Source organism: Larkinella soli, assembly GCF_003703975.1.
Taxonomy (GTDB): Bacteria; Bacteroidota; Bacteroidia; order Cytophagales; family Spirosomataceae; genus Larkinella; species Larkinella soli.
In genome coordinates, this window is record NZ_QTJY01000042.1 from 1 (window position 1) to 6,167 (window position 6,167).

The window sequence follows — 6,167 nt, forward strand, 5'->3', positions numbered from 1 at the left end:
GACTCAGTGCGGTCATGGCCTGAAAACTGCTATAGGTGGCTGTTCCCAGCCGGCTATAAGCCCCCGTGGTGGTGTTGACCTTATAGAGAATCGGGGGCGTATTGAGGTTGGGGTTTTGCCAGATCACATAGAGTGCGCCGTTGAGGTAATACAAAGCCTTAGTACCCTTCCAGCCACCACTCCCAAGGGCCCGGTGGACACCATACTTATCAATCTTCCAGAGATGGTCGCCCTGCTGGGCGTAGAGGTTACCCTGGGGGTCTTTACCCGTGACTCCCACTGCCCCAACCCAGTTGCCGCTGCCGTTGCCGACCTGCTGATAATGTCCATTCAGCCGGTCGGTTTTCCAGAGCCTACCGCCCTGTATGCCCCATATATAGCGGCCGTCCTCAGCCAGGGTCTGAGCCGCTCCTTGCCAGCCACTTCCCAGATTAGTTTCGAGACCTTCCGTAGTCAACGCATGCAAAACATTTTTCCTTACCAAATAAATATAGGAATACATGGCCCGGACCGTTTCTTCATCGCCGAACGAGGGATGTTGGCGGTTTGTATGACCTTCAAAAGTTGATCCATCCTTCTTTCTGAGTACAGCCAGCTTCTCACCGGTTTGAGGGTTAATTTTACCAAAGTCGGTGGAACTATAGAGCATAACGGAGTTAAAATCAAAAGTACCATGATCAAATGTTGTACTTTCTATGTCAAACTGCTCTGCCAGTTTCGAATCTATTAAGTTTTCTTTATAAAAGGTAACGAAATTATCACGGTCTTGGCGGGTATGTTCGTGTTCCAGACCTATGGCATGACCAATTTCATGGACGACAACGCCCAAATTTTTGTCATTAAGAAGGTTGATATCCTGCTGGCCTCCAACGCGGCCCACCGACGAGCTATTGTGCGTTTTCTTCACAAACCGGATGCAATCAAACTCATTCGTACGAGGCACAAACCGGATCGGTGTTTTTGCCTCCCAACGTTCCATGGCAGTTTCAATAGTTACCTTGTCCAAATTGGACTCGGGGTCTATTACATAAGGAATAACCCCATTTTTCCAGCGACGGGCGTCACCGGCAAATCCGGCTCCTTTAACGCGGGCGTTGGGGTTGTTTTGGTTAGTTTCTAATGGGGCTAAGTCTTCCTTGCTTAGCATAATGTCACCCTGATAGATAGGCAATCCATTGTAATCCATGTAGGTAATAGACCGGCCTTGAAAGGTTCCTTTTTTGGCAATTCCTTTCATGCGCGCAACGGCATCAAAAAGCCCATCCGAGCCTGAGTCAGGACGAGCAGTGGCCGTTGGGGGGCCAGGAATCGTTTTGTCGAGGTCCTTTTCACAGGCAATGAGTACAGAAGCGGTCACAAATAGACCCATTGCCCACAAGGGCAGTTGCTTGGTTTTCATAACTATGGTTTGTTAATTGATTTATAAATGAGGGCCCGTAAGGCCCCGGCCAGCCGGTTATCGGCTGGGTTTCTAGGAGAGAAATAATCAGTAAAAAAAGAGCTTATTGATCACATTGGTAGCTAACGTATACAACTATACGTAGCTTAAACTTGATTTCTATCCTGACGGGAGAGAGAACATGGCCCGCTGTGGGGGCACCTACAGCCCAAGCGGGCGAACCCTCAGCCGCCGGTGATAAGTCTGATACGAGACCACCAGCAACCCGAGGGCTAGCAGCGGGAAGAGGCTGCTGACCAAGGGGTCGGCCACGCTACGGTGAGCAATGAAGGCCGAGAGGTAGGTAATGGCAAAACCGGAGTAGGCCCACTCCTTATAGCGGCCTCCAACTGGGGCCAGTAGCGCAACCGCCCCCACAAGTTTAGCCAGGGCCAGTTCCACGCGGAAGTAGGACGGAAAACCCAGATGCAGAAAGCTCTGCTGCATGGGCGTCTGGGTCAGATAGCCAAAGGCAGATGCCACAGACAACAGGGCCAGCATAATGGTTGTGGTCCAGTAGGTGATCTTAAGATGGTTCATAAACGGATGTTATTCATAGACAGGAAGGCGACAACCCACAACAGGCAAAACTCTTGGTTGTCCATTCGCTTCAACCCTAGCGCCATGTAGGCAGGCGGATTCTGAGTAACAAAGGTAGGAGGGCCTTGTGGGCAGGGAAATAGCCCTTTGGGGCTAATTTGTGTTCTTTTGCCCGGAGTTTATGGGTAACGCCCATTGTCTAATCTACCAGGAGATGAAACATGTACTTATTTCCTGTAGATAAAGAGCTGGCTACGACCTTGCCCTATTGAAACTGCCTATCAACTTGGTCAGCCTCAAACTGTGGCAAGCTCAGCTTTATTTCAAATCCTTTCTAAAGGAATGCTTCCAATTTCAAACCACAACCACTTTAAAGGATATAAATTGTCTGATTATTTCAACCGATGAACTTGGCAGAACCTACCAAAACTAAATAGGATTAGTTAATTATCCAATTAAGATGGGAATACCGGCAGCAGGTCTCAAGATTACAATAAAACTGTAATAATGGGTTAGCAGGCTAAGCGTGTCTTCTGCTTATGGGAAGATACAAGCAGCTTAATTCTGCTTTCGCAAAAGTGGTGTTTTTGTATATCGAGTTGGCACTGACAGAATGGGTTCTGTTAAATGTATCCCCTCCCGTTTCCGACCTACCAAGCGATTATACCCAAGATACCGGCCAGCATCTGCTTCCAAGGCTTCTATCTCCGCTTTGTTACCTGGGTTTATGGCTAATTGCCATTTATGCCAAAAACGCCAGCCTTCATTAAGAGAATCGGCCACTTCTATATCCATAATACCGGTCCGCTCCCAATGTTTCTGCCACCATGAGGCGGAGTGTAGGCACCAGACGTCCGGCGTCCACCAATTTCGCAGATGTTCAGGGACATGATCGGAAAGTTCCTGCATCAGGCCAGCGCCGGCTATTCCGATTTGTCCTCCAGGTTTGACAAATCGAGCCAAATCATTTAAGTATAAGTCATCCGTACCATAATAAAAAAAGGAATCAATGCTCACAATGGCATCGAAAAAGTCAGCGGCAAATGGCAAAGCACGCGCATTGGCATGAAGGGGGAAAACCCCTTGCTCCACCCCAGCGTCCCGTATCCGCTGGAGGTTTTCCGAAACCGAACACCACAAGTCCACCGCCCAAACTTGAAGGCCGAACTCCCGGTGAAGGAAGATGGAAGACATCGCCCGTCCACAGCCCAGATCCAATACCCGCATTCCCGGACGCAGGTCCAAAGCTTGGGCCAACCATTCTGTTAGCCACAATGGATTGGCCCCTCCACTAACACTGGCCTTGATCCACTTTGGATGATAGGTGGAAGAACGTGGAAACTCGGGGGTGGCCAACAAGTCCTTCATAGAAATATTACCAATCGTTTTTAACTAACAATAAAGGTCCCTTTGCACATCAAAAGAGGTATTTCCGATAAATCAAAGATGAGTCGTGAAACCAACCAACACTAAAAGGCCATGGCCCGTTATCCAACGAAAGACATGCCGCCCCGCAGTGGCCACCTAGTCAAAGGGACTTGAATACTAGAAGCCCTGCCCCAGTCTCCTATTCTTTCGCTACCTTATCAGTTATGTTGGACCGGAGCAGCGCTATTACGGTGGCTGGTGGATAGGGCTGAAGCCTATTGATCTTATTAAGGATATTCGACGCCAAAGCCTCAACTTCAGGTTAAGCTCCTCGGGCGACGGTATACACGAGATCTGCCATATTACGGGATTGGGTCTTCCTCAATAGATTCTTGCGGTGATTCTTGACCGTGTTCAGGCTAATGCTGAGCCGGTCAGCTATCTCCTTGCTACTGAAGCCATCTTTAATTAAATGCATGATCTCCTCTTCGCGTAGGGTCAATTCCTGGTCGGCTGCGGCTGGAATGTAGCTACCCACTTTTTGGTAGCCCAGTCCCTGCGTGCGGAACCAGGAGAGCTGCACGCGGTCGGACACCCGGTCGGCCGAAGCATCCCGGTACATCATTGCCTGAGCTGTCCGGTTATGGCTGTCGAGATAGGTTAATACCTCCCCGTAAACATGGCGGTACGGCTGATGTCGCTGGGAGCGGAGCCGAAATTGAATGGCAAAGCGGTAGTGCAAGGCTTCTGTAGGCCTCAGTTTTTTTTGAAGCTCTATCATCCGGCGCTTACAAAGAAGATAGCCCTCCAAATCGTCGGGATGAATCATGGCTTCCATGTCATGGCAGGTTTTTCGGGCTAGTTCCTCTTCCGGCATTCCCCAAAATTCGGCGGCCTTTCGACTCAGAAAGCGTGGCGTTTCCCATCCCTCGTTTTCAAAGATGGCCAGTACCCATCCCGGAAAAAACTGGTCCAGCACACTCAATTCCTGGCTTAATAAAGAAGAGGTGGCTTGAGTTGGAGAAGGAAGCCCCGATAGTAAGGTGATCATAGCGTTGCCCTAGGTTAAAGAAATTATAAAGGAGCCCATCCGGTTTTCATGTACGTACTCCTAGTTGGTGACAAAAATCGGCATAATTTGAATCACCTTATTACGTAAAACTACCTGAATTGGTTGATTGCCTTTGAGAAGACTGAATTTATTTAGATGTACCTACCTCTTTAAACTCATCCTAAACCTTAATCATTTTAGACGGACTTAATACACTCCGAATTTAAAGGGTCATGATCTCAAAGCCCTTCCTGCGGGACACCATTTAATGCGAAATTTTCGTTCGTTGATTCGGGATTAGGAAGGCCACCAGGGCCTGAGCGGATTCCAGAAAAATACGGCCATAGTTTGTGTCCATAACCTTTTGAATCAATTCCATGTCCTTTCCTTCGTTCAGCTGCAGGTTCATTGGAATCTGCACTAGAATTGAAGAAGCCCAGTCCAGTAACAGGGCAAATCAATGATAACCAGATTAGCACCTTGGGAACGTCCGTTGGACGATTCCAAAGCAACAGCAGGTTCAAAATAGTCATCAGGGCAAATGGAACTACACTTATGGGTAAAATACGGTCTTCGAGCAGAGCATGATAGATCACAAACTCGTCGGCACCGACAATAGCCCGCGAAGGATATACCAGAAAATAATCCATCATGGCAGCGCCATAACTAAAAAAAGTAAAGGCTACAAAAAGATTGGTTGCCAACACGCTGGCGACGTCCTGCTTTCGAACAGGATTAGGTACGACGGGAATCATGGTTATTTTGCGATAATTGATTGGTGAGAAGATGGTTGATCCAAGTTTTGCGGGCTTTGTTGATTCCACTCCGCATACGGAATAACGCCTAGCTCGGGGCAAGGCGGGTCAGGCAGAAGGGCTATAAATTCTAATTCATGGCCATCAGGGTCACAAAAACAGATCGCTACAGCAGGCATCCAGCCAAATACCATAGGTCCTCTCATCGTTTCCTTCAGTAAATCATAAGGAAACGAGGCACAATCCTGTCCAAACTGAGCCGATAGCTGAGTAACCCAGTCTACTGAACCATAGAAGGCGAAATGCTGTGGGTTGATCTGTCTTACCGGCATTTCCCATAGAGTCAGCATGGCCTTTCCTTGTCTGGCCAACCAGTAATGTGCCCGGCGCGACTGGGTATCTAGCCGCGCCAGTTCAAGACCAAGGACTGTTTCATAGTATTGCATCGAGGCATTCAGGGACGATACCATGATGTGGGTTACAAAGAGGCTTGTAGACATTTTATACGAATTATGAGCATTACAGAGTTATCAGCTTGGGTATCAGTAGATGCCGGCGGGTTTAGCTGGAGCCTAAGCGGTTACCCTACCTTCCCAAGACCTGTAACCGGATAGAAACGGTGACGTTGCGGTCAAGAATTAGGCTACTTTCTCCTATTCCAAAGTCCAGCCGGTTCAGGGTAAAAGCGACTTGTTACCAAGTCGCACTCGGGAGGAGGGTCCACGAAAAAGGAATCATTACTTCTTTGGTAATCGCTTTGATAGTCAGGTCAAACCGACCGATATACCGGTTCTTTCCTGCCTTCCGGAAAGACGTCGAACGAACCTGAATATAGGGATGATGGGTGGCGTCCAGGTATTCGCTCCGCTGAAGGTGGCGGTTCCGGATGTCGATGCCCGTCTGGATCGAAGCCACCTCGGCCGTCGCCCGGATCGAACTGTTGGGCAGGTTATCCGGATCAAAGCGAACATCGACTTCCCGGCTGTCCAGTTTCCCCGCCACCTCCAGACCGGCA

7 protein-coding genes are annotated in these 6,167 nt (G+C 48.9%); all 7 read right to left on the bottom strand.

The window, feature by feature from the left end; translation table 11 throughout:
* Positions 1-1,399, bottom strand: a 1,399-nt coding sequence (locus DX909_RS29185) for a M12 family metallopeptidase (protein ID WP_128548845.1), incomplete at its 3' end; no start/stop codon positions are given.
* A gap of 201 nt (positions 1,400-1,600) precedes the next feature.
* Positions 1,601-1,978, bottom strand: a complete 378-nt coding sequence (locus DX909_RS29190) for a DoxX family protein (RefSeq protein WP_128548847.1) — start codon at positions 1,976-1,978, stop codon at positions 1,601-1,603.
* Positions 1,979-2,536: 558 nt separating this feature from the next.
* Positions 2,537-3,346, bottom strand: coding sequence for an SAM-dependent methyltransferase (locus tag DX909_RS29195; RefSeq protein WP_128548848.1), 810 nt, complete (start codon positions 3,344-3,346; stop codon positions 2,537-2,539).
* Positions 3,347-3,668: 322 nt separating this feature from the next.
* Positions 3,669-4,397, bottom strand: a complete 729-nt coding sequence (locus tag DX909_RS29200) for a helix-turn-helix transcriptional regulator (protein ID WP_128548850.1) — start codon at positions 4,395-4,397, stop codon at positions 3,669-3,671.
* Between the two features lie 239 nt (positions 4,398-4,636).
* Positions 4,637-5,152, bottom strand: a complete 516-nt coding sequence (locus tag DX909_RS29205; RefSeq protein WP_128548852.1) for a hypothetical protein — start codon at positions 5,150-5,152, stop codon at positions 4,637-4,639.
* Positions 5,153-5,154: 2 nt separating this feature from the next.
* The gene (locus tag DX909_RS29210) at positions 5,155-5,622 is read right to left on the bottom strand and encodes a VOC family protein (RefSeq protein WP_128548853.1); all 468 of its coding nucleotides are present in this window, start codon (positions 5,620-5,622) and stop codon (positions 5,155-5,157) included.
* Between the two features lie 223 nt (positions 5,623-5,845).
* Positions 5,846-6,167, bottom strand: a 322-nt coding sequence (locus tag DX909_RS29215) for a YceI family protein (RefSeq protein WP_164851455.1), incomplete at its 5' end; no start/stop codon positions are given.